General features: G+C 70.2%; 17 protein-coding genes. 12 read left to right on the top strand and 5 right to left on the bottom strand.

The genetic code is table 11. The features are described 5' to 3' along the window. The 5 genes from ACFWMR_RS35330 to ACFWMR_RS35310 all read left to right on the top strand — a co-directional run. Positions 1-1,272, top strand: a 1,272-nt coding sequence (locus ACFWMR_RS35330; RefSeq protein WP_378381531.1) for an FAD-dependent oxidoreductase, incomplete at its 5' end; no start/stop codon positions are given. Positions 1,273-1,304: 32 nt separating this feature from the next. After that, entirely contained in the window at positions 1,305-2,663 is a 1,359-nt protein-coding gene (locus tag ACFWMR_RS35325) for a nitrate/nitrite transporter (RefSeq protein ID WP_378381530.1), read from the top strand. Continuing rightward, the gene (gene nirB, locus ACFWMR_RS35320; RefSeq protein WP_378381529.1) at positions 2,663-5,167 is read left to right on the top strand and encodes a nitrite reductase large subunit NirB; all 2,505 of its coding nucleotides are present in this window, start codon (positions 2,663-2,665) and stop codon (positions 5,165-5,167) included. The genes ACFWMR_RS35325 and nirB overlap by 1 nt, the downstream gene beginning before the upstream one ends. Continuing rightward, positions 5,164-5,511 carry a nitrite reductase small subunit NirD gene (nirD, locus tag ACFWMR_RS35315; protein ID WP_378381528.1) on the top strand — a complete coding sequence of 116 codons (348 nt, stop codon included), beginning with the start codon at positions 5,164-5,166 and terminating at the stop codon, positions 5,509-5,511. The genes nirB and nirD overlap by 4 nt, the downstream gene beginning before the upstream one ends. After that, positions 5,508-6,611, top strand: coding sequence for a uroporphyrinogen-III synthase (locus tag ACFWMR_RS35310; protein ID WP_378381527.1), 1,104 nt, complete (start codon positions 5,508-5,510; stop codon positions 6,609-6,611). Before nirD ends, ACFWMR_RS35310 begins: the two co-directional genes overlap by 4 nt. A gap of 74 nt (positions 6,612-6,685) precedes the next feature. Here the strand turns inward: ACFWMR_RS35310 and ACFWMR_RS35305 are convergent, their stop codons facing one another. Both ACFWMR_RS35305 and ACFWMR_RS35300 read right to left on the bottom strand, forming a co-directional pair. Next, positions 6,686-7,804 carry a DNA glycosylase AlkZ-like family protein gene (locus ACFWMR_RS35305; RefSeq protein ID WP_378381526.1) on the bottom strand — a complete coding sequence of 373 codons (1,119 nt, stop codon included), beginning with the start codon at positions 7,802-7,804 and terminating at the stop codon, positions 6,686-6,688. A gap of 9 nt (positions 7,805-7,813) precedes the next feature. After that, positions 7,814-8,209: a DUF3224 domain-containing protein gene (locus ACFWMR_RS35300; protein WP_093939021.1), complete on the bottom strand. Its 396-nt coding sequence runs from the start codon at positions 8,207-8,209 to the stop codon at positions 7,814-7,816. A gap of 60 nt (positions 8,210-8,269) precedes the next feature. On the opposite strand from ACFWMR_RS35300, the gene ACFWMR_RS35295 reads away from it, so the two are divergent. Genes ACFWMR_RS35295 through ACFWMR_RS35285 form a run of 3 tightly spaced genes read left to right on the top strand, consistent with a single transcriptional unit; the run spans position 8,270 to position 11,385 of the window. After that, positions 8,270-9,238: a helix-turn-helix transcriptional regulator gene (locus ACFWMR_RS35295; protein ID WP_378381525.1), complete on the top strand. Its 969-nt coding sequence runs from the start codon at positions 8,270-8,272 to the stop codon at positions 9,236-9,238. Further along, the gene (locus tag ACFWMR_RS35290) at positions 9,231-10,040 is read left to right on the top strand and encodes a uroporphyrinogen-III synthase (protein ID WP_378381524.1); all 810 of its coding nucleotides are present in this window, start codon (positions 9,231-9,233) and stop codon (positions 10,038-10,040) included. The genes ACFWMR_RS35295 and ACFWMR_RS35290 overlap by 8 nt, the downstream gene beginning before the upstream one ends. A 55-nt stretch (positions 10,041-10,095) precedes the next feature. After that, positions 10,096-11,385 carry a sensor histidine kinase gene (locus ACFWMR_RS35285; protein WP_378381523.1) on the top strand — a complete coding sequence of 430 codons (1,290 nt, stop codon included), beginning with the start codon at positions 10,096-10,098 and terminating at the stop codon, positions 11,383-11,385. 617 nt (positions 11,386-12,002) lie between these two features. Here ACFWMR_RS35285 and ACFWMR_RS35280 read toward each other — a convergent pair. Further along, positions 12,003-12,833, bottom strand: a complete 831-nt coding sequence (locus ACFWMR_RS35280) for a siderophore-interacting protein (protein ID WP_378381522.1) — start codon at positions 12,831-12,833, stop codon at positions 12,003-12,005. Positions 12,834-12,847: 14 nt separating this feature from the next. Continuing rightward, positions 12,848-13,171: an MGMT family protein gene (locus ACFWMR_RS35275; protein WP_378274511.1), complete on the bottom strand. Its 324-nt coding sequence runs from the start codon at positions 13,169-13,171 to the stop codon at positions 12,848-12,850. Positions 13,172-13,225: 54 nt separating this feature from the next. Between ACFWMR_RS35275 and ACFWMR_RS35270 the strand changes: the two genes are divergently transcribed. Both ACFWMR_RS35270 and ACFWMR_RS35265 read left to right on the top strand, forming a co-directional pair. After that, entirely contained in the window at positions 13,226-16,441 is a 3,216-nt protein-coding gene (locus ACFWMR_RS35270) for an ATP-dependent helicase (RefSeq protein WP_378381521.1), read from the top strand. Further along, positions 16,438-19,698 carry an ATP-dependent helicase gene (locus tag ACFWMR_RS35265; RefSeq protein ID WP_378381520.1) on the top strand — a complete coding sequence of 1,087 codons (3,261 nt, stop codon included), beginning with the start codon at positions 16,438-16,440 and terminating at the stop codon, positions 19,696-19,698. Before ACFWMR_RS35270 ends, ACFWMR_RS35265 begins: the two co-directional genes overlap by 4 nt. Before the next feature lie 68 nt (positions 19,699-19,766). Here the strand turns inward: ACFWMR_RS35265 and ACFWMR_RS35260 are convergent, their stop codons facing one another. Continuing rightward, positions 19,767-20,153 (bottom strand): DoxX family protein, encoded by a 387-nt coding sequence (locus ACFWMR_RS35260; protein WP_093939028.1) that lies wholly within the window; start codon positions 20,151-20,153, stop codon positions 19,767-19,769. Between the two features lie 88 nt (positions 20,154-20,241). On the opposite strand from ACFWMR_RS35260, the gene ACFWMR_RS35255 reads away from it, so the two are divergent. Together ACFWMR_RS35255 and ACFWMR_RS35250 are read left to right on the top strand one after the other, a co-directional pair. Beyond that, on the top strand, positions 20,242-21,318 hold the full coding sequence (locus ACFWMR_RS35255) for a potassium channel family protein (protein WP_093939029.1): 1,077 nt from the start codon (positions 20,242-20,244) through the stop codon (positions 21,316-21,318). Between the two features lie 137 nt (positions 21,319-21,455). Further along, complete coding sequence (locus ACFWMR_RS35250) at positions 21,456-21,863, top strand: hypothetical protein (protein ID WP_378274530.1); 408 nt, start codon at positions 21,456-21,458, stop codon at positions 21,861-21,863. The last annotated feature ends 180 nt before the right edge of the window (positions 21,864-22,043 follow it).

The following is a 22,043-nucleotide window of genomic DNA, read 5'->3' as shown; positions in this document are numbered from 1 at the left end:
GTGGTCGCCGGCACCATGCGCCCGGACGCCGTCCGGCTGCACGACGACGAATGGCCGTCCCGCACCCGCGCCGATCTGCGCCGCGGTGTCTCCGCGACGTCGATCGACCGTGACTCGCGGCGGATCCACCTCGACGACGGGTCCACTGTGGACTACGACGCGCTCGTGCTCGCCACTGGCGCGAATCCGTGGATGCCGCCGGTGGAGGGGCTCGAACCCGGCCCGGACGTCGTCGCGTTCCGCACCCTCGACGACTGCGCCCGCATCCTCGACGCCGCCAAACTGGGCGCGCCGGTCGCCGTCCTCGGTGGCGGGCTGCTCGGTCTGGAGGCCGCGCGAGGCCTTGCCGGACGCGGAAACCTGGTCACCGTCGTGCATCCGATGCCGCACATCATGGAACGGCAGCTGGACGCGGAATCCGCGCGGGTGCTGACCAGGAAGCTCGAAGAACTCGGCGTCGATTTCCGGCTAGGCGTCGGGGCCGCGCGCTATGTCAGCGGCGACGGGCTCAAACTCGACGACGGCACGCACGTGCCCGCCGACCTCATCGTCGTCTCCACCGGCGTCCGGCCCGAGACGAAACTGGCCGCGGACGCGGGGCTGGCCGTCGAGAACGGTATCGTCGTCGACGATCTGCTGCGCACCAGCGACGGCCGGATCCACGCGATCGGCGACTGCGCGAAGCATCCCGGCGCGTTCGGCGGGCTCGTGCAACCCGCGTGGGAGCAGGCTGCCGTCGTCGCGGATCTGGTCACCGGCACGAAGTCCGCGTCGCGCTATCGCGGCACCCAGGCCGTGACGCGGCTGAAGGCCCGCGGAATCGACCTCACCGCGCTCGGCGAGACGATGACCGGCGCGGACGATCCGACGGCCGAGGTGCTCACCTTCAGCGACCCGGCGGGCTGCCGCTACGGCAAGCTCGTCGTCCGCGAAAACCGCGTGGCGGGCGCGATCCTGCTCGGTCTGCCCGACGCGGCCGCGTCGATCACGCAACTCTACGACCGGGGCACGCCGGTGCCCGAAGACCGGCTCGCCGTCCTTCTGGGACGCGCGCTGCCCGCCGGGGCGCCGTCGGCGTCGAGCCCGGCCGATCTGCCCGCGTCGGCGGTCATCTGCCGCTGCAACGCGGTGACCAAGGGGCGGCTCGTCGAGGCGTGGCGCGCCGGCGCCACCGACGTCCCCGCCCTCGCCGGGGCGACCCGCGCGACCACCGGCTGCGGCGGCTGCAAGGACGCTGTCGGCGGGGTCGCGAAATGGCTGGCCGCCCAGTGAACCCGAACGTTTCCACCACCGAGGAGGACCGCATGACCGCTCGCGGTAAACGCTGGATCGAGCACTGGGACCCGGAGGACGAGCGGTTCTGGGAGGAGACCGGGAAGAGGATCGCCCGGCGGAATCTCTGGTTCTCCGTCTTGGCCGAGCACATCGGTTTCTCCGTCTGGACACTGTGGTCGGTCATGGTCCTGTTCATGGGACCGCAGTACGGTTTCTCTGCCGCGGACAAGTTCCTGCTTGTTTCGACGCCGACGTTGATCGGCGCGTTCATGCGGCCGCTGTACACCTTCGCGGTCGCGAGGTTCGGCGGCCGGAACTGGACGATCGTCAGCGCGATGCTGCTGCTGGCGCCGACGGTCCTCGCGGCGATCGTGATGGAGCCGGGTACCTCGCTCGGCACGTTCCTGCTGGTCGCCGCGCTCGGCGGGGTCGGCGGCGGGAACTTCGCGTCGTCGATGACCAACATCAACGCGTTCTACCCGGAGAAGCACAAGGGCTGGGCGCTCGGCCTCAACGCGGGCGGCGGGAACCTCGGGGTGGCGGCGATCCAGCTGATCGGCCTGCTGGTCATCGGCACCGTCGGCGCGACCGCGCCCCGGCTGGTGCTCGCGATCTACATCCCGCTGATCGTCCTCGCCGCGACGTGCGCGTACTTCTTCATGGACAACCTCGCCTCGATGAAGGGCGACACCAAGGCGATGCGCGAGGTCGTCAAGGATCCGCACACCTGGGTGATGTCGTTCCTCTACGTCGGCACGTTCGGTTCGTTCATCGGCTACAGCTTCGCCTTCGGCCTGGTGCTGCAGAACCAGTTCGGCCGGACCCCGTTGCAGGCGGCCGCGGTGACCTTCCTCGGCCCGCTGCTTGGTTCGTTCTCGCGGCCGACCGGCGGCTGGCTGGCCGACCGGATCGGCGGCGGCAAGATCACCTTCGTGACCTTCGTCGGGATGGCCGCGGCGACAGTGGTGCTGATCCTGGCCTCGACGTCGAACTCGCTGGCGTTGTTCACCGTCGCGTTCATCGTGCTGTTCGTGCTCACCGGCATCGGCAACGGCTCGACGTACAAGATGATCCCGGCGATCTTCCGCGCCAAGGCGAAGGTCGCGATCAGCGAAGGAGCGGACGAGACGCTGGAAATGCTCAAGGCCCGCAGGGTTTCCGGCGCGCTGATCGGGCTGGCGGGGGCGATCGGCGCGCTCGGCGGGTTGTTCATCAACCTGGCGTTCCGGCAGTCGTTCGCGGACACGAAGAGCGGGGTGCCGGCGTTCGTCGCCTTCCTGGTCTTCTACGGCTTGTGCTTCGCCGTCACCTGGGCGGTGTACCTGCGCAAACAGCAGACGGAGGTGGCGAGCACCCGAGGTCTGGCGCTCGCCGGAGCGGAGGTCTGATGCGGAATCTCGTCGTAGCGGGACACGGCATGGTCGCGCACCGGCTCGTGGAAGCGGTGCGCGCGGAGGACAAGACCGGCGAATGGCAGGTCGTGGTGCTCGCCGAGGAGGCGCGCCCCGCGTACGACCGCGTCGCCCTGACGTCCTATGTGGACACTTGGGATCCTGCTTCCCTTGCTTTGGAGGGTGCGGACTACGCGGACGATCCGCTGGTGGAACTGCGGCTCGGTGACGCGGTCGCCTCGGTGGACCGGGAGCGCAAGGTCGTCGTCACCGGGGCCGGGCATGAGCAGCCGTACGACACGCTCGTCCTCGCGACGGGTTCGCGGCCGTTCGTCCCGCCGGTGCCGGGGCACGATCTGCCGGGTTGTTACGTCTACCGGACGATCGAGGATCTCGACGCCATCCGGGAAGCCGCTCAGCGGCCCGGCCGCGGACGGCGTTCGGCGGTCGTCATCGGCGGCGGGCTCCTCGGCCTGGAAGCGGCGAAGGCGTTGCGGGACATGGGACTCTCGCCGCACGTCGTCGAGATGGCGCCACGCCTGATGCCGTTGCAGGTCGACGAGGGCGGCGGCGGTCTGCTCCGGCGGCTGATCACCGAACTCGACGTGACCGTCCACACGGGAACGTCGACCGACGCCATCGAGCCGGACGGCTCTCGCTACATCGCGAAACTGGGCAACGGCACCGAACTCGACGTCGACCTGGTCGTGTTCTCCGCCGGAATCCGGCCGCGCGACGACCTCGCCCGCTCCTCCGGGCTGGAAGTCGGCGCCCGGGGTGGCATCCTGGTCGACGGCACCTGTCGGACATCGGATCCGGCGGTGTACGCGATCGGCGAATGCGCGGCCGTGGACGGCAAGGTGTACGGCATCGTGGCGCCCGGATACGCGATGGCGGAGATCGTCGCGGCACGGCTGACCGGTGGCGAGGGCACGTTCCCCGAGCCGGACATGTCGACGAAGCTCAAGCTCATGGGTGTCGACGTCGCCAGTTTCGGTGACGCGCACGCGGCGACCGAGGGCGCGCTGGAGGTCGCGTTCAACGACGCCGTCGCCGGGACGTACAAGAAGCTCGTGATCTCTGACGACTCGAAGACGTTGCTCGGCGGGGTGCTGGTCGGCGACGCGAGCGAGTTCAACACGCTCCGGGCGATGGTCGGCAGGCCGCTGCCCGCCGAACCGGGCGCGATCCTCGCCCCGGCCGGTGGCGGGGCGGCGGTCGGCGTCGACGCGCTGCCCGACGCCGCGCAGATCTGTTCGTGCAACGCGGTTTCCAAGGGCGCGATCACGCACGCGATCACCGAAGAGGGCTGCGATTCGGTCGCCAAGATCAAGGGCTGCACGCGGGCGGGCACGGCGTGCGGATCCTGTGTCCCGCTGCTGGGCAAGCTGCTGACGGCTTGCGGTGTCGAGCAGTCGAAGGCGCTGTGCGAGCACTTCTCGCAGTCGCGCGCGGAGCTGTTCCAGATCCTGCAGGCCACCCGGATCAGCACCTTCAGCGAGATGATCGACCGCTACGGCAGCGGAACCGGCTGCGCGATCTGCAAACCGGCGATCGCGTCCATCCTGGCGACACTGGGCAACGGGCACATCCTCGCCGGTGAACAGGCGACCTTGCAGGACACCAACGACAAGTTCCTCGCGAACCTCCAGCGCAACGGGACCTACTCGGTGGTCCCGCGGATCCCCGGCGGCGAGGTCACCCCGGAGAAGCTCATGGTGATCGCGCAGGTGGCGATGGATTTCGGGCTGTACACCAAGATCACCGGCGGGCAGCGGATCGACCTGTTCGGCGCGACCGTCGACCAGCTCCCGTTGATCTGGCGGCGGCTCGTCGACGCCGGGTTCGAGTCCGGGCACGCGTACGGGAAGTCGTTGCGCACGGTCAAATCCTGTGTCGGTTCGACGTGGTGCCGCTACGGCGTGCAGGACAGCGTCGGGCTCGCGATCGAGCTGGAGCTGCGCTATCGCGGCCTGCGTTCGCCGCACAAGCTGAAGTCCGCGGTTTCGGGCTGCGCGCGGGAATGCGCCGAGGCGCGGAGCAAGGACTTCGGGATCATCGCCACCGACAAGGGCTGGAACCTTTACGTCGGCGGGAACGGCGGCGCGACGCCGCGCCACGCGGACCTGCTGGTGTCCGAAGTGGACACCGAGACGTTGATCCGCACGATCGACCGGTTCCTGATGTTCTACGTCCGCACGGCCGACCGGCTGCAGCGCACCGCGCCGTGGGTCGAGGAGATGGAGGGCGGTCTCGACCATCTGCGCGCGGTGATCGTCGACGACAAGCTCGGCATCTGCGAGGACCTCGACGCGGCGATGGCCAAGCACGTCGGCGACTACGCCGACGAATGGCGTGGTGTGCTGGAGGATCCGGAGAAACTGGCGAAGTTCAGCTCGTTCGTCAACGCGCCGGGCACGCCGGACCCGACGATCTCGTTCCGCACCGAACGCGACCAGAAGGTTCCCGTGCTGCTGGGCATCCCGGAGGTGAAACAGTGACGACCTCGATCGAGCGCACCTGGACCGCCGTCTGCGCGGCCGGTGCCGTCCCGGAATGGTCCGGCGTCGCCGCCCTGCTCGACGACGGCGTGCAGGTGGCGATCTTCCGCCTTCCCGGTGGCCGGTGGTACGCACTGTCCAATCTGGACCCGATCAGTGGCGCTGCCGTGCTTTCGCGCGGGATCGTCGGCGACGCGGGCGGCGTCCCCGTGGTGGCTTCGCCGGTGTACAAGGAACGGTTCGACCTGCGGACCGGCTCATGCCTTGACGCTGACGGGATTTCGGTCGCGGCATACGGCGTTCGGGTCACCGGGGGTGTGGTGGAGGTCGAGGCTTCACCGTGACGGAAGTGCTGCCCCTGGCGGGCTTCGTCATCGGGATCACGGCGGCGCGACGAGCTGACGAGCTCGGCGCGCTGTTCGTGCGTAAGGGCGCGACCGTGCGCTACGGTCCCGCGATCCGGATCGTGCCGCTCGCCGACGACACCGAACTCCGGGCGGCCACCCGGCGCCTGCTCGAAGACCGGGTCGACGCCGTCGTCGCGACGACCGGGATCGGCTTCCGCGGCTGGGTCGAGGCCGCCGAAGGCTGGGGGCTGGGGGAGGAGCTGCTGGACAGGCTGGGGAAGTCGTCGCTGCTCGCGCGTGGCCCGAAGGCCAAGGGCGCGATCCGCGCGGCCGGGCTTTCGGAGGACTACTCGCCCGCGTCGGAGAGTAACGCCGAGGTGCTGCGGCATCTTTTGGAGTCCGGTGTGGACGGTCAGCGGGTCGCGGTGCAACTGCACGGCGAGCCGCTCCCGTACTTTGTGGACAGTCTGCGCGCCGCGGGCGCGGAGGTGATCGAGGTGCCGGTGTACCGCTGGGTCGGCCCGGCCGATCCCGGACCGCTGGACCGGCTGCTGGACGCCGTTCTCGACGGTTCGGTGGACGCGCTGCCGTTCACCAGCGCGCCCGCCGCCGCGTCCCTGCTCGCGCTGGCGAGGCGGACCGGACGACTGCCGGGAGTCTTGCGGGCGCTGGAAAAGCGGGTCGTGGCGGCCTGCGTCGGGCCGATCACGGCGGCGCCGCTGGCCGCGCTCGGGATCCCGACGGTCCAGCCCGCGCGGTCGCGGATCGGGGCGCTGGCGCGGACGGTGTCCGAGGCGCTCGAAGCCCGATCGCCCCGGTTGACGGCGGGCGGGCGGAGCGTCGAGCTGCGCGGTCAGGCGGCGCTGGTCGACGGGCAGTGGTGCGACGTCGCGCCCGCGCCGATGGCCATGCTACGGGCACTGGCGGAATCCCCGGGCCGGGTGTTCTCCAGGCGGGAGCTGATCTCAGCGTTGCCCGACGGTGGCGAGGAGCACGCCGTCGAGACCGCCATCGGGCGCCTGCGGAGTTCTTTGGGCGCCCCGAAACTCGTCCAGACGGTGGTGAAGCGCGGCTACCGCCTGGCCGTCGACCCCTGACCTCCCGCGTTTCGTCCTCTGAATGCGGTCCTTGCGCGTGCAACTATCGCATCCAGAGGACGAAACGCGGGGAGTCAGGAGAAGCTGACGCGGTGGTCGGGGAACTCCCGGGCGGCGGCCACGCGGGCGGCCTCCTCGTCGGCCGCCTTCCGCGCGGCCGGGCGGAGCGCGTCGAACGGGGTCACGGTGAAGTCGAGCCGCTTCTTCCCGCTCGCCTTGGCCCGCCAGACGCCGGCGATCTCGCCGTCGGCCAGCAGCGCGCCGGGACTGCCGAGGATCTTCCAGACCTCCTTCTGCCTGGCCTTGTCCGGCACCACCACGGCACGGTCCCGCGCCTGGACGAACGGGTCCAGCGGTGGCAGCAGACGCACGACGTCCGGCTCCGGCGGGTTCTCCAGCAGCGCTACCCGGTCTTCCGGCAGGAACGCTTTCTTGCCGTCGACCCGGACCTCGGCCAGCCCGTCCGGCCACATCGCGTCGACCCCGGCGCGGGTCGTGCCGACGTAGGCGGCGGCGTCGCCGGGGGCGGCCGGTCCGTTGATCCGCAGGTAGCCCTCGATCACCCGCGCCGCCGCCTTGGCGTCCGGCGAGGTCTTCATGGGCTTTCGTTTTTCCAGTGGCGCCAACGTCGCCGGGGTCGCGCCCGCCTCCAGCCGGACCCCGGCGTGGATCGACGCGACCCGCATCAGCTGTTCGTAGATGTGCACGACTCCGCAGCCGCGGCAGGCGTACGAGAGGCCGTCGGGGATCAGTTTGGTCACCGCGCCGCTCACCGCGCCCTTGGTCTGCACGCCGGTGACGACCTCGCGGATCGCCTTCGCCGCGGTGAACAGCGCGTCCGTCGCGGAGATCCCCGCGGCCTCGACCTGCTTGCGCTGCCAGAGGATCCGGGCCATCGCGTCCTTCTCGTCGAGGGGCACGAGGGCGGCCCGGATCGCGTCCAGTTCCGCGCGGCGGTGGAAATGCGGGGCGCCGCGATGCGTCCACGCGAGCACGAAACGTTCGTCGTCCCAGATCCCGGGCGTGACGGCGCCGTCGATCCGGGCGGCGAGACCCAGCAGCGCGGTGTCCCGCACGGAATCCTGCAGCCCGAGGTCGAACACGGCGGCCGCGGCCGGATCCGTCTCCTCCCGGTGCAGTCCGTGAGCGGCGATCCGGTACGCGAGCACCTGCTCACGATCGACCTCGAGCACAGGTCCTCCTTAAAGCGAGTAGTCGAGCGTGTACGACATCGTCGGCTCGCCGAGGGCGCCCGTCGTGGTCCCAGTCCCGGTGATCCCGGCGAGTTCACCCGTTCCGGAGCCCGCGACGACCACGAAGGTCGACGCGAAGCCCTTCGCGTCGAAACCGCAGTCGTGCTTGATCACGAAGCTTCCCTTACGCCCGTCCACACTGCCCTCGAAACGCTCGAAGCCCGCGGCCGTCGTGCCTTCGCCGTCGTAGCCCTCACCCGCGTAGTACAGCAGGTAGTCGAGGACGGACTCGCCTTCGATCAACCCGTTGTAGCCGAACGTGGCGTGCGCGTGGGCCACCCGCGGCCCGCCGTCGGTGCCGCTGACGACGGCTTCTTCCCAGTTCTTCACGGCGAAAGTGTTCATGGGGTCACCCTGTCAGCGATACCTGTCAGGTTGTGTCAGGTTTTCGAGGATACTGATTTCATGCGCGCTAGCAGACTGCTGTCGGTCCTCCTCCTGCTGCAGAACCGCGGCCGGATGACGGCCGAGGAGCTGGCGGCCGAGCTGGAGGTGTCGGTCCGGACGGTCTACCGCGACGTCGAGGCGCTGTCCGCGGCCGGTGTCCCGGTGTACGCCGATCGCGGGCGCACGGGCGGATATCAGCTGGTCGACGGCTATCGAACCCGGCTGACCGGGCTGACCGAGGAAGAGGCGCAATCGCTTTCGCTGGCGGGTCTGCCGGGCGCGGCCTCCGAACTCGGGCTCGGCACGGTCCTCGCCGCCGCGCAGCTCAAACTGCACGCGGCCATGCCCGCGGAGCTGCGCGCGGGGGCGAGCAAGATCTCCGAGCGGTTCTATCTGGACGTCCCGGGCTGGCACCGCGGGATCGAGAGCCTGCCGCGGCTGTCCGAACTGGCCGACGCGGTCTGGCGCGGGCGGCGGATCAAGGTCCGGTACGAACGCTGGGGACAGCGGAAGGTCGAGCGCGTCCTCGATCCGCTGGGCCTGATCCTCAAGGCGGGGAACTGGTACCTCGCGGCGCGGTGCGACGGGACCGACCGGACGTACCGGGTCTCCCGGATCGAGGAGCTCGAAGATCTCGGCGAAACCTTCGAACGGCCGTGGGACTTCGACCTCGCGCGCTACTGGCAGGAGTGGTCCGAGCAGTTCGAGAAGCGGATGTACGCGCGGCTGGCGGTGGTCCGGCTGAACGGGTTCGCCCGGGTACTGCTTCCCTTCTACCTCGGGGCCGTCGGGGCGCGGGCGTTGCGGGAAACGGCCGCCGAGCCGGACGAGAACGACTGGCTGACGATGGAACTGCCGGTGGAACCGGGAGAATCGGCCGTCGGCGAACTGCTGCGCTTCGGCGGGAACCTCGAAGTGCTCGAACCGGCGGATCTGCGCGAGCGGCTGGCGGAGGAGATCGGGAAGATGGGCGCGCTTTATGGCTGACCTGGACGGCGTCACGATCGGCATCACCGCCGAGCGGCGGGCCGAAGACTTCATCGGCGCGCTCGAACGCCATGGCGCGACCGTGCTGCACGCGCCCACCATCCGCATCGTCCCGTTGCCCGACGACGCCGAACTCCGTGCGGCGACCGACGCCGTGCTGGCCGGACCGGTCGGCTTCACCGCCGTCACCACCGGCGCCGGGTTCCGCGGCTGGCTTTCGGCGGCCGAAGGCTGGGGGCTGCGCGAACCGCTGCTGGAACGGCTGGCGGCGTCGCGGATCTTCGTGCGCGGCCCGAAAGCGGCCGGCGCCGTACGCGGCGAGGGGCTGCGCGAGGAATTCTCCGCGCCCGAGGAGAGCAACGCGGAACTGTTCGAGGGACTGCGCGACGCCGGGGTCCGCGGGGAACGGGTCGCCGTCCAGCTGCACGGAACCCTGCTTCCCGAACTCACCGGAATGCTGCGGGACGCGGGCGCGGACGTCGTCCAGGCACAGCCGTACCGCTGGCTTTCGCCTGTCGACGTCGAACCTGTGCACGAGCTCGTCGAAAGTGTGATCGCCGGACGGGTGCGTGCCATGGCCTTCACTTCCGCGCCGGCGGCGGCGAATCTGCTGGCGCTGGCGGGACCACGTCGTGAAGAGCTTCTCGGCACTTTGCGAGGTCCGGTGCTGTGCGCGTGCGTCGGACCGGTGACGGCGGCGCCGCTGGAGGCCGCCGGCGTACCGACCGTCCAGCCCGATCGTCAGCGACTCGGCGCCTTGGTGAAACTTCTCGTCGCGGAACTGCGCATTCGGCCGTCTTGACGCGGTCAGCCCGCTTTGCCAATCTCGACGCATCGGACGCACGGGAGGGCGGCGGATGTCCGAGTCTCAATCGGTCACCTTCGTGCGCGCGATGTTGCGAAAGGGATCTTCGGTGCTGGGCGCCAGCCCGGCCGACGAAGCACCCGATCCCGACTCCGTTCCGGACTGGCGCTATCGCGAAGATTCAGCGGATTCGATGCTCATGCGCGCGATCCGCTATTCCGCGCTGGGCCCGATCTTCTACCGCGTCGCCGCGTTTCCCAAGGTGTACATAGGTTTCGCGGTCTCGAACGGGTCGGCGGGGATCGTCCCGGTGCTGAGCACGACGATCTTGGCGGTGCTGCTCAACGTCGTCGCGGTCTGGTGGGTGGTGCGGGGCCGCGGGATCCGGGCGAAGACGTCCGGGCGGCTGATGTACGCGGATCTCGCGGTGGGCGTGCTGCTCACGACGGTCGTGGCCGTGGCCGCGCCGACCGAGATCCAGCCGTTCGCCATCGACGTCGCGTGGACGTGGCTGGTCGGGACGGTGGCGTTGTGGACGCTGTCGTTCGGGCTGCCCGCCGCGCTCGTGTTGCTGATCGGGGCCTTCCCGTTCCGGGCGTTCCTGACCTGGATCGGCGGGCTCCCGCTCGATCATCCGCTCGCGGTGAGCCGGTCGGTGGGCTGCATGATCGCGCTCGTGGTGGCGATGGTGACCACGGCCGGGATCCTGATCCTGCTCGGCGTCGGGACCCGGTTCGCGCTGGGGATCGGGATGCGCCGGGGCCAGCGCGCCGAACGCCTGCGGACTCAACGGGTCATGCACGACTCGGTACTCCAGGCGCTGGAAGCGATGGGGCTGGAGGCGCCGGACGACGATTCCGCCGCCGCGGAACGGCTCGCGGAATTGCGCGCGGCGGCGCGGGCGCAAGCCGTCGAACTCCGTCGCGAACTGGTCGGCCCGGACGCGCCGTCGCCCCGTGGTCTCACGGCGGACCTCGCCGAAGTCGCCACCGAGATGGCGCGCGACGGTCTCCGCACCCAGCTCGTCGCGGCCGAGACCGAAGAGGACTACCGCCTCTCGCACGCTCGCCGGACCGCCATCCGCGACGCCGTCCGCGAAGCGCTCCGAAACACCGTGAAGCACGCTGGGACGAAACAGGTCGTGCTTCGCGTCGAAGAGAGCGACGGTGGCATCGCGGTCATCGCGCGGGATCAGGGGACGGGCTTCAGCATGCTGGAGCGGCCGCCGGGGTTCGGGATCAGCCAGTCGATCATGGCGCGGCTGGCGGAGGTCGGCGGGCGGGGGACGATCGATTCGCATCCGGGGCGGGGGACGCGGGTGACGCTCTGGGTGCCGCACTGAGGCTTCTTTGGTGCTTGGTGCGCCGAAGTACATGAAGGCCCCCTTGCTTGCGCCTGGCTCCGTGAAGGACCCCTTCATGTACTTGGGGCGCTGTGAAGGGCGAGTTTCCTCGGCTGAGCCGAGGGAAGGGGGCCTTCACGCGCGCCTGCTGTGGCGTGTGGGGTCACTGGGGTTCTTGCGGCGCTTGGGGTGTGACGAGGGTCCGTGAAGGTCGCCTTGAGGGACCCAGAGTCCGTGAAGGCCTCTTTCACTACCTTGAGGGTAGGTAAGGAGGCCTTCACGGACACGCGCGCCAGGAAAGGTCCTTTCCTGGCGTCGGCGAGGCGGCTTCGCGTCTGGTGGCGATGTCATGAGGGGACCCCTTAGGACGAAAAGTGTCTTGAGGGGACCCCTTCGGACACGCGGGTTCGAGGCAGGGACGGGCCGGGGCAGGGACACGCGCGGGGGCTGGGGCGGGCCGGGGCTGGGGCTGGGGCACGGACGGCAGGGACGGCAGGCCGGGGCCAGGGCGCGGACGGCAGGGACCGCAAGGGCGGCAGGTGTGTCATGAAAGGGGCTTTCAGGACAAAAAACGTCCTGAAAGCCCCTTTCATGACACAGCGAGCGCGAAGGAAGCTTCAGTCGTCGTCGGAGGCCGGAGCCTCGCCCGCCTCCGCCTGCCGCATCGCTTCCCGCCCCGCGGCCTCTTCGCTCATGCCCTGCCGCCAGTATCCGGTGAAGCAGATCGCCCGCTTGTCGATCCCGCGCTCCCGCACGAGGTGCCGACGCGCCAGTTTCACCATGTTCGCCTCGCCGGAGATCCACGCGTAGGCCGTCCCGCCCGGCAGTTCCGCCTTCCGGACGGCGTCCAAAACGGCCTCACCGATCGACTGAGAACCGCGCACCACCCAGTGCAGCTCCACGGTCCCCTGCGTTTCGAAGACCTGACGGTCCTCCCGGTCGCCGATCTCGACGTAGACGAGCGCCCGCGTTCCGGCGGGCAGCGCCTCGACGATCGCGCCGATCGCCGGGATCGCGGTCTCGTCGCCGATCAGCAGCTGCCAGTTCGTCCCCTCGGGCACGTCGTAGAGCCCGTGCGGCCCGAGGAAAGCGACCTTGTCACCCTCCGAAGCGCCCGAAGCCCACGCCGAGGCGGGGCCTTCGTCGCCGTGCAGCACGAAGTCGATGTCGACCTCCTGCACCGACGGCCGCAGCGCGCGCACGGTGTAGGTGCGCATAGGCGGGCGGACGTCGTCCGGCATCGCGAGGTAGGTCCGGTACCAGGAGTACACCTCGTCTCCGCTCAGTGGCGCGGGCAGCACGGGCTCCGACTGGCCGGGCTGCGGGAAGAACACCTTCAGGTACTGATCGGGCGCCTGGTCCACCAGCGACGCCCCGGAGAAGGTCACCCTGCTCATATGCGGGGTGAGCCGCCGAACGCCGGTCACCTTCGCCTCGATGTAACTCATTAGGCGAGGCTAACCTAAAAAAGTCCGCCAAGGCCAGCGTCGTCATCGGGATCACGCTGCCACCGGTATTTTCGCAGGTCGACGCGCTGGCCGTCGGGAACGACGCCCTCCTCGCGCAGTCGTTGCAGCTGCTCGTCGAGCAGATGCGGAGCCGGGGTCCCGTCGGCGCGCAGAATGCGGTGCCAGGGTAGATCGTGGCCGTCCTCGCTGAGGATCCGACCGATCAGCCGCGGTGACGGCGCTCCCGAAACCGACGCTATATCCCCATAAGTCGCGACCGAGCCGGCGGGCACGCTCGCGATGACCTCGCGCACCCGCTCGTGCAGTTCGTCATCCATGGGACCACTTTGCCGTGCCGCTGCGAGGTTGTGTCGGCGGGGCGTGGTTCCATCGTGGGCGTGAACGGGCGGCGAACAGCGGCAGGAACCGACGCGCGGCTGGTCCGCACGCCGGTCACCGGCACGCCGTCCTTCCAGTGGGACGCCGGCGCCCGCCGCCTGCTGGCCGCCCCGGACGGCTTCCGCCGGGTCCTCGGCGGCCCGGGAACGGGTAAGACGGCGTTGCTGGCGTCGGCGGCTTCGCGGCGCATCGCGGAGGGCGCGAACCCGGAGAGCGTGCTCATCCTGACCACCTCCCGCAAGGCCGCCGAGGTCCTGCGCGCCGACATCACCCATCGGCTCACCACGGATCCGGAAGAGGATCCGCTGCCGCGTACGATCCGCGAGCCGCTCGTGCGCACGGTGCATTCGTACGCGTACGCGCTGTTGCGCATGGAGGCGCAGGCCGACGAGCTGCCGCCGCCCCGGCTGCTGGCCGGGGCGGAGCAGGACGTCGTCGTCCGCGACCTGCTCGCCGGAGACCTGGAGGAGGGCGCGCTCGACTGGCCGGAGCAGCTGCGGCCCGCGCTGAACGTGCCCGGTTTCGCCGAGGAACTGCGAGACCTCCTCCTCCGCGCCGCCGAGCGCGGGCTCGGCCCGGAGGACCTGGTCGAACTCGGCAGGCGGCGTGATCGCGTCGAGTGGATCGCGGCGGGCCGGTTCTGGAGCCAGTACGAAGAGGTCACCCTGTTGCAGGGCGCGGGCGGCAACGCGCTCGGCGTCGCGAGCGCGCCCGCGCTGGACGCGGCGGAGCTCGTCACTTCGGCGCTGCTGGCGCTGGAGGACGACCCCGAACTGCGCGAACGCGAGCAGCGCCGGGTCCGGCACCTGTTCGTCGACGACGCGCAGCACCTCGACCCGTTGCAGACCCAGCTCATCCGGCTCATCGGGTACGCGGCCGACGAGTTCGTCGTCGCGGGCGACCCCGATCAGTCCGTGTTCTCCTTCCGTGGCGCGGATCCCCGGCTGTTCGCCGACGCGGACGAAGACGGCGATCGCACCGTACTGCTGACCACCGCGCACCGGCTCGCCCCGGTGATCCGCACGGCGGTCACGAAGCTCGGCTCCGTGCTGCCCGGCGCGTCGCCGCAGCGCAAGCTCGTCGACGCGCCGGACGCCGAGGGCGGCGCCGTCCGTGTCCGCCTGATGCCGACACCGGCCTCCGAAGCGAGCTGGATCGCCGATCAGCTCCGCCGCGCGCATCTCGTCGACGGCGTGCCGTGGTCGGAGATGGCGGTCCTCGTCCGCTCGCCCGCCCGTACTTTCCTTGTCCTGCAACGCGCTTTGCGAGCCGCCGGGGTACCGATCGGCTCGGCCACCGAGGAACTGCCGCTCGCGAAACAACCCGCCGTCCGGCCGCTGCTGGCGATGCTGCGGCTCGCCGCCGATCCGGAACTGCTGGACGTCGACCTCGCCGAAATGCTGCTGTCTTCGCCGCTGGGCGGCGCGGATCCGCTCGCCCTGCGAAGGCTGCGTCGCGGTCTGCGTCGGCTGGAACTCGCCGGCGGCGGACAGCGCTCCAGCGATGAGCTGCTGGTGGAAGCCTTGCGTACCAACGATGTGCTCACCGGCCTCGCCGAGGCCGAGTCGCAGCCGATGCGCCGGATCGGCGGTCTGCTGCACGCGGCGCACCAGGCCGTCGTGCGCGGCGAAGGCGTCGAGCAGGTGCTGTGGGAAATGTGGCAGGCCAGCGGACTTGAGCAGCGTTTCCTGCGGCTGGTCGATCGCGGTGGTTCCCTGGGTTCGCAGGCGGATCGGGACCTCGACGCGATCGTCGCGCTGTTCGACGCGGCCGGTCGCTATGTCGACAGGTTACCGAGAGCGAGTGTCGCCTCGTTCGCGGATTACCTGTCCTCGCAGAACATCGCCGGTGACACGCTGGCGCCCGCGGCCTTGAAGAGCGACGGTGTCTCGCTGCTCACCGCGCACGCGTCCGCCGGCCGCGAGTGGACCGTCGTGTCGATCGCCGGCGTCCAGGAGGGCAGCTGGCCGGATCTGCGGCTGCGCGGTTCCGTGCTCGGCGTGGAACGGCTGGTCGACCTCATGTCCGGCGTCGACGACGAAAAGGTGTCCGCCACCGCGCCGATCCTCGCCGAGGAGCGGCGGCTGTTCTACCTCGCGGCGAGCCGGGCGCGGAAGATCCTGCTGGTCAGCGCGGTCGCGGGGGAGGACGAGCAGCCCTCGCGGTTCATCGACGACCTGGAGGAGAACGGCGCGGACGACGGCGGCCTCGACTCGCGGATGAAACCGGCGGGCCGGTCGCTGGTACTCGCCGAACTCGTCGGCGAACTGCGCGAGGTGGTCTGCGACGAGTCGAGCGACCCCGAAAGACGGCAGCGGGCGGCGCGGCAGCTCGCGAAACTGGCCGCCGCCGGTGTCCCGGGCGCGCATCCGGGCACCTGGTACGGCCTGCTGGAGCCCTCCACCGGCGAACCCGTGCACGGGCCGGGCGACCTGATCCGGATTTCACCGTCCACAGTGGAAGTTCTGGTCAAATGCCCCCTGCGGTGGCTGATCGAACGCCACGGCGGCAGTGACCCGGCGCAGCTCGCGGCCGTCACCGGCACCCTGGTGCACGGGCTCGCGCAGGCCGTCGCGGGCGGCAGCAGCGACGAGCAGATCCGCGCCGCCCTCGACGAGGCGTGGGTGCGGGTCGACGCGGGGGCGCCGTGGTTTTCCCGGCGCGAGCGGTCGCGGGTAGAGCAGATGCTGCGGAACTTCATCTCCTGGCTGGAATCCAGCCGCAAGGAGCTGATCGAGGCCGGGGTCGAGCAGGACATCGAGGTCGAGCTGCCCGTCGGGGATGACGACGTCCGGGTGCTCCTGCGCGGCCGGGTCGACCGCGTCGAGATGGACAAGGACGGCCGACCGGTCGTCATCGACATCAAGACCGGCAAGGTCCCGATCTCCGCCAACGACGCCGAACAGCATCCGCAGCTGGCCGCGTATCAGCTCGCCGTGCTGCTCGGTGCCGTGGAGGGCGGTTCGAAACCCGGTGGCGCGCGGCTGGTCTACGTCGCGAAATCCAACAACAAGACCGGATCGACCCAGCGTGAGCAGGCCCCGCTTGACGAGGACGGCGGCAAGCAATGGCTCGAACTGGTGCGTTCGGCGGCCGGATCCGCCGCGGGCCCGGAGTACGGGGTCACCGAGAACCCGGACTGTGATCGTTGCCCGGCGAGAGGTTGCTGTCCGCTGCGGCCCGAGGGCAGGCAGGTGACCGGCCCTTGATCTCCGAACTCCAGCGCCGTCAGGTCGAGCCGGGCGAGATCGCCCGCGCGCTCGGCCTGCACAGCCCGACCGACGAGCAGGCCGAGGTGATCGCCGCGCCGATCGAACCGTCGCTGGTCGTCGCCGGCGCGGGTGCGGGCAAGACCGAGACGATGGCCGCGCGGGTGGTGTGGCTGGTGGCCAACAGTGTCGTTCCGCCGGAACGCGTGCTCGGCCTGACCTTCACCCGCAAGGCGGCCCGCCAGCTCGCCGAACGCGTCCGCACCCGGCTGCGCCGCCTCGTCGGATCGGGGCTGCTCGACAAGATCGACCCGACCGGCGACCTCCGAATGACAGTGACAGCAGGGGAGCCGACGGTGCTCACCTATCACGCGTACGCCGGACGGTTGCTGTCCGAACACGGGTTGCGGCTGCCGGTCCAGCCCGGCGTCCGGCTGCTTTCGGAGACGTCTTCGTGGCAGTTCTCGCATCGTGTGGTGTCCACTTGGGACAACGATCTCGACACCGATCGGGTGCCCTCCACGGTGACGGCGCAGTTGCTCGCGCTGGCCGGGGAACTCGGCGAGCATCTGGTCGAGACCGAACGGCTGGCGCAGTACACGTCGTGGCTGTGCGACGTCATCGAGAAGGCGCCGCGGGCCAAGGGGCAGCGCGCGGCATTGCCGCAGAAGCTGGCCGAAGTCATGACGGCGCAACGGTTCCGGCTCGCGCTCTTGCCGCTGGTCGAGGCGTATCACACCCGGAAAAGGGCCGAAGGCGCGCTCGACTTCGCCGATCAGATGTCGCTGGCCGCGCAGCTCGCCAGCAGCTATCCGGCAGTGGTCGCGGGGGAACGCGAACGGTACGGCGCCGTCCTGCTCGACGAATACCAGGACACCGGGCACGCCCAGCGGATCCTGCTGCGGTCGTTGTTCGGCGGCGTCGAACATCCGCCGATGCCGGTGACGGCGGTGGGCGACCCGGCGCAGGCCATCTACGGCTGGCGCGGGGCGAGCGCGGCGAACCTGCCCCGGTTCACCACGGACTTCCCCCGGGACAACGGCGAACGGCTCGTCCCGGCCCTGGATTTCGGCCTGCTGACCAGCTTCCGTAACCCGCCGGAGGTGCTCGAACTCGCGAACGCGATCTCGGAACCACTGCGGGAGCGCGGTCTCGGCGTCGCCCGGCTGCGCGCGCTGGAAGGCGCGGGATCGGCCGACATCGCCGCCGCGCTGCTGCCGGACGTCCGCGCCGAACGCGAATGGGTGGCCGACGCGGTGGCGAAACGCTGGTTCGAAACCGTGGAGGAGACCGGAAAACCGCCGACGGCCGCGGTCTTGGTGCGCCGTCGCGCCGACATGGCGCCGATCGCGGCCGAGATGCGGGCGCGCGGGCTGCCGGTGGAAGTCGTCGGACTCGGTGGCCTCCTCGACGAACCCGAGGTCGCGGACCTGGTCAGCACGTTGCGGGTGCTCGCCGATCCGCTCGCGGGCAGCGCGGCCGCCCGGCTGCTGACCGGGGCACGCTGGCGGATCGCGGCGGCCGACCTCGCGGCGTTGTGGCGCCGCGCGGGCGAACTCTCGTCACCGGTTCCACCGTCGGGAAAGTCCGATGTGGACGAACCGGTGCTGGTGATCGAGCGGGTCGAACAGGCGGGCCTCGCCGACGCGATCGACGATCCCGGGACGCCGGATCGGTATTCACCCGAGGGGTTCCGGCGGATCCAGCGGGTCGGCTGGGAGCTTTCCGCGTTGCGACGGCGGCTGGATCAGTCGCTGCCGGAACTGGTCGCCGACGTGGAGCGCACCATGCTGCTCGACGTCGAATCGCTGGCCCGCCCCGGGCCCGCCGGGCGAGCGCACCTGGACGCTTTCGCCGACGTCGTCACGGATTTCGCCGAGACCTCGCCGACGGCCACCCTTTTGTCCTTTGTGGACTATCTGAACACGGCCGCGCACGCCGAGGACGGGCTCACCCCCGGCGAGGTGGAGGTCGTCCCGGACCGGGTCCAGGTGCTGACCGTGCACTCGGCCAAGGGGCTGGAGTGGCGCATCGTCGCGATTCCGCACCTGGTCAAGGAGGTCTTCCCGGGGCGGCGGCGGTCTTCGTCGTGGCTGCGGACGTCGACCTCACTGCCTGCCGCGCTGCGCGGGGACTCGGAGGACCTGCCGGAGCTGCGGGTCGCCGAAGGTTACGACCGCAAGGAAGTCCAGGAAGCGCTGGAGCTGCACGAAGAGGGCTTCGTCGCGCGGGAGGCGGACGAGGAACGGCGGCTCTGTTACGTCGCGCTGACCCGCTCCGAGCACACGATGCTGATCTCCGGCCATTGGTGGAACGAGAGCAGCGCGCGGCCGAAGGGGCCGTCGGAGTTCCTCCTCGAAATCGGTGAGGTGATGCGGGAGAACTCGGTCGGCCGGATCGAGCACTGGGCCGACGAGCCCGAGGCCGACGGGGAGAACCCGCTGGTCGCGGACTCTCGCCGGTTGCGGTGGCCGGTCGATCCGCTGTGGCCGCGGCGCGAGGGCGTCACCAACGGGGTCGACATGGTCCTCGGTGCGATGGAAAACACCGCAGACGCCGAAGACACCGAGGAAGTGGACGATCCGGACGGCTGGATCTCCGACACCAAGGTGCTGCTGGAGGAGCGCGCGCGGGCGCGGGACAGGGTGCAGCAGGTCGTGCTGCCGCCGCATCTTTCGGTGAGTCAGCTGGTCGAGCTGTCGGCCGACCCGGCCGCACTGGCCAAACGACTGCGGCGGCCGCTTCCCGTGCGCCCCAACACTTACGCGCGGCGGGGAACGGCGTTCCACGGCTGGCTGGAGCAGCGGTTCGGCGGTGAACAACTGCTGGAGATCGACGATCTGCCGGGGGCGGCCGACGTCGACGAGGCGCCGGATTCGGAGCTGGAGGCGTTGCAGACGGCGTTCGAGAAGAGCGAGTGGGCGCACCGGGTGCCGCACGCCGTCGAGGTCCCGTTCTCGGCCGACGTCGTGGGCGTGACGCTGCGCGGGCGGATGGACGCCGTGTTCGCCGATCCCGACGGCGGCTGGACCGTCGTCGACTGGAAGACCGGCTCCGTCCCGGAGAAGGACCGGCTGGAGTCCCTCTCCGTGCAGCTGGCGGCGTACCGGCTGGCGTGGGCGGCGCTGAAGAACATCCCCGTGGAGAAGGTGCGGGCGGCGTTCCACTACGTGAAACACGACAAGACCGTCCGTCCGGCGGATCTGCTGGACGCCGAAGGCCTGCGGAACCTTCTGCGGAGCGTCCCGGCGATCTAGCGTTTCGTCCTCTGAATGCGGTCCATGCGCGTGCAACTACCGCATCCAGAGGACGAAACGCGTGAGGTCTAGGCGCGGTCGCGAACCTTGAGAGCCCAGGTCACCAGCGGGATCTGCAGGGGGACGCGGGCCCAGAAAGCCGCCCGCCAGTGCTTCGGGGCCTTCCGGCGATCGGCGTCGACGGCCATCTTCACGTTCCCCGGCAGGACCACGACGAACAGCAGCGCTGCCGCGAGCCCGCCGAGACGTCGCGTCTTGGGCGCGGCGACCGCGGCGGCCACGCCCAGCTCGGCCACACCGGAGCCGTAGGTCCACGCCCTCGCGGAGCCGGGGAGCTGCTTCGGGATGATCGCGTCGAAGGGCTTCGGCTGGACGAAGTGCAGGACGCCGGCCGCTCCGAGCAGGCCGGCGAGGAAATAGGCGGGCCGCTGAGACGGCTTGGAATCCGAAGACATGCCCTGAGCTTCGCATACCGCGCTGAACGTAAGCTTCTTCGGCTATCCTCCCGACCGTGAGTGACGCGGACCAGGCCGGAGCCTGCCGATGAAGGTTCTGAGCCGTTTCCCGGTCAGGCTGAGCGACCGCCCGGACCATGAACTCGTCGGCGTGATCCGGATGCCGGAACTGACGGTCAGCCCGCTGCGGTCGATCCTCAAGCGGATCATCGGCGCGATGCTCGCCCTGCTAGCGACCGTCCTGATCGTCTACCTCGACCGGGACGGCTACCGCGACGCCAACGGCGACGGCCTGACTTTCCTCGACAGCCTCTATTACGCGACCGTGTCGCTGTCGACCACGGGGTACGGTGACATCGCGCCCGCGACGCCGTCCGCGCGTCTGGTGAACGTCCTGGTGATCACCCCACTGCGGGTGCTCTTCCTCATCGTCCTGGTCGGTACCACACTCGAAGTGCTCACCGAGCGCTCCCGCCAGGCTTTCAAGATCCAAAAGTGGAGGACGAAGGTGCGTGACCACACGGTCGTCGTCGGATTCGGCACGAAGGGCCGGTCGGCGGTCAACGCGCTGCTCGGGGACGAGAACGTCGAACCCGACCACATCGTCGTCGTCGACACCGACCAGCAGGCCCTCGAAGCGGCCACGTCACTCGGCCTGGTGACCGTGCACGGCTCGGCCACCCGCGCCGACGTGCTGCGCGTCGCCGGTGTCCAGCGGGCACGCGCCGTCGTCGTCGCCCCGAACCGGGACGACACCGCGGTGCTGGTCACGCTGACCGCGCGTGAGCTGGCGCCGAAGTCGCACATCGTGGCTTCGGTGCGGGAGGCGGAGAACGTCCACCTGCTCAAGCAGTCGGGCGCGAACCAGGTCGTGGTGTCGAGCGAGACCGCCGGGCGCCTGCTCGGCATGGCGACGTCGACGCCGCTGGTGGTCGACATGGTCGAGGACCTGCTGACCCCCGAGTCCGGCCTCGCGATCGCCGAGCGTCCGGTGGAACCGTCCGAAGAGGGCGGTTCGCCGCGGCACCTGCCGGACATCGTGCTGGGCGTCGTTCGCGATGGCGTTCTGTACCGCGTGGACGCTCCGCAGGCGGACGCGATCGAGCCGGGGGACAAGCTGCTGTACATCCGGAAGGTGACCGCCGCGGAGACGATCGAGCGGTAGCAAGGGACCTTTGGTATCGCGCTCCCCGGACGGTGAGGGCTCGCTGTGTTTTGCCGCGAGGTTCTGGGAGCATGGCGAACGTGCGCAAGCGATCGGACCCCGCCAGAGGGCTCACCCCGGGGTGGAACTCCCTGGCCGTGGCGGCCGGTGCCGGCCTGCTGGTGATCTTCCTGGCCTGGTTCGCCGGGCCGGGGCTGTTCGGTATCTCGAACGAGACCCAGGGGACGACCGTGCGGGCCGAGGTGGTCGAGCCCGCGCCCTGCACGGGCGGCGGGCCCAGCGAGAAAGTCAAGTTCGAATTCGGCGGCAAGCCGGTCGAGGGGTCGCTCAACGGCTGCGGGCACGGCAAGGGCGAACGCGTCGACGTCGTCGTCCCCGACGGTGCTTCGGGCGACGGGGTCGCGGTGCACGCTGTCGACACGACGGCGGGCGCCAGCGACGCGCGGCGGCCGCTGGGGCTGGCCCTGCTGGTGTTCAGCTGCTTCGCGGGCGGGATGTACGTCTTCCTGGTGCTGCGCGGGCCGCGCGTCCCGGCGACGGCCTGATCCGCGCCTGGTGAGTGGTCAGGACGGTGGGAACCGTCCGTCTCCGGGGTATCGACACCGCTGAGTTCCGTGTGCTTGGCGGGACGACACGCGTGACCAGGCGGACGACACGTGTGATCAGGCGGACGACACGCGGCGGACCCGCCGTGCATAAGTACATGAAGGCCCCCTTCCTTGCGC

This window comes from Amycolatopsis thailandensis, from assembly GCF_042723255.1.
Taxonomy (GTDB): Bacteria; Actinomycetota; Actinomycetes; order Mycobacteriales; family Pseudonocardiaceae; genus Amycolatopsis; species Amycolatopsis thailandensis.
This window is presented reverse-complemented; position numbering and strand designations above follow the sequence as displayed.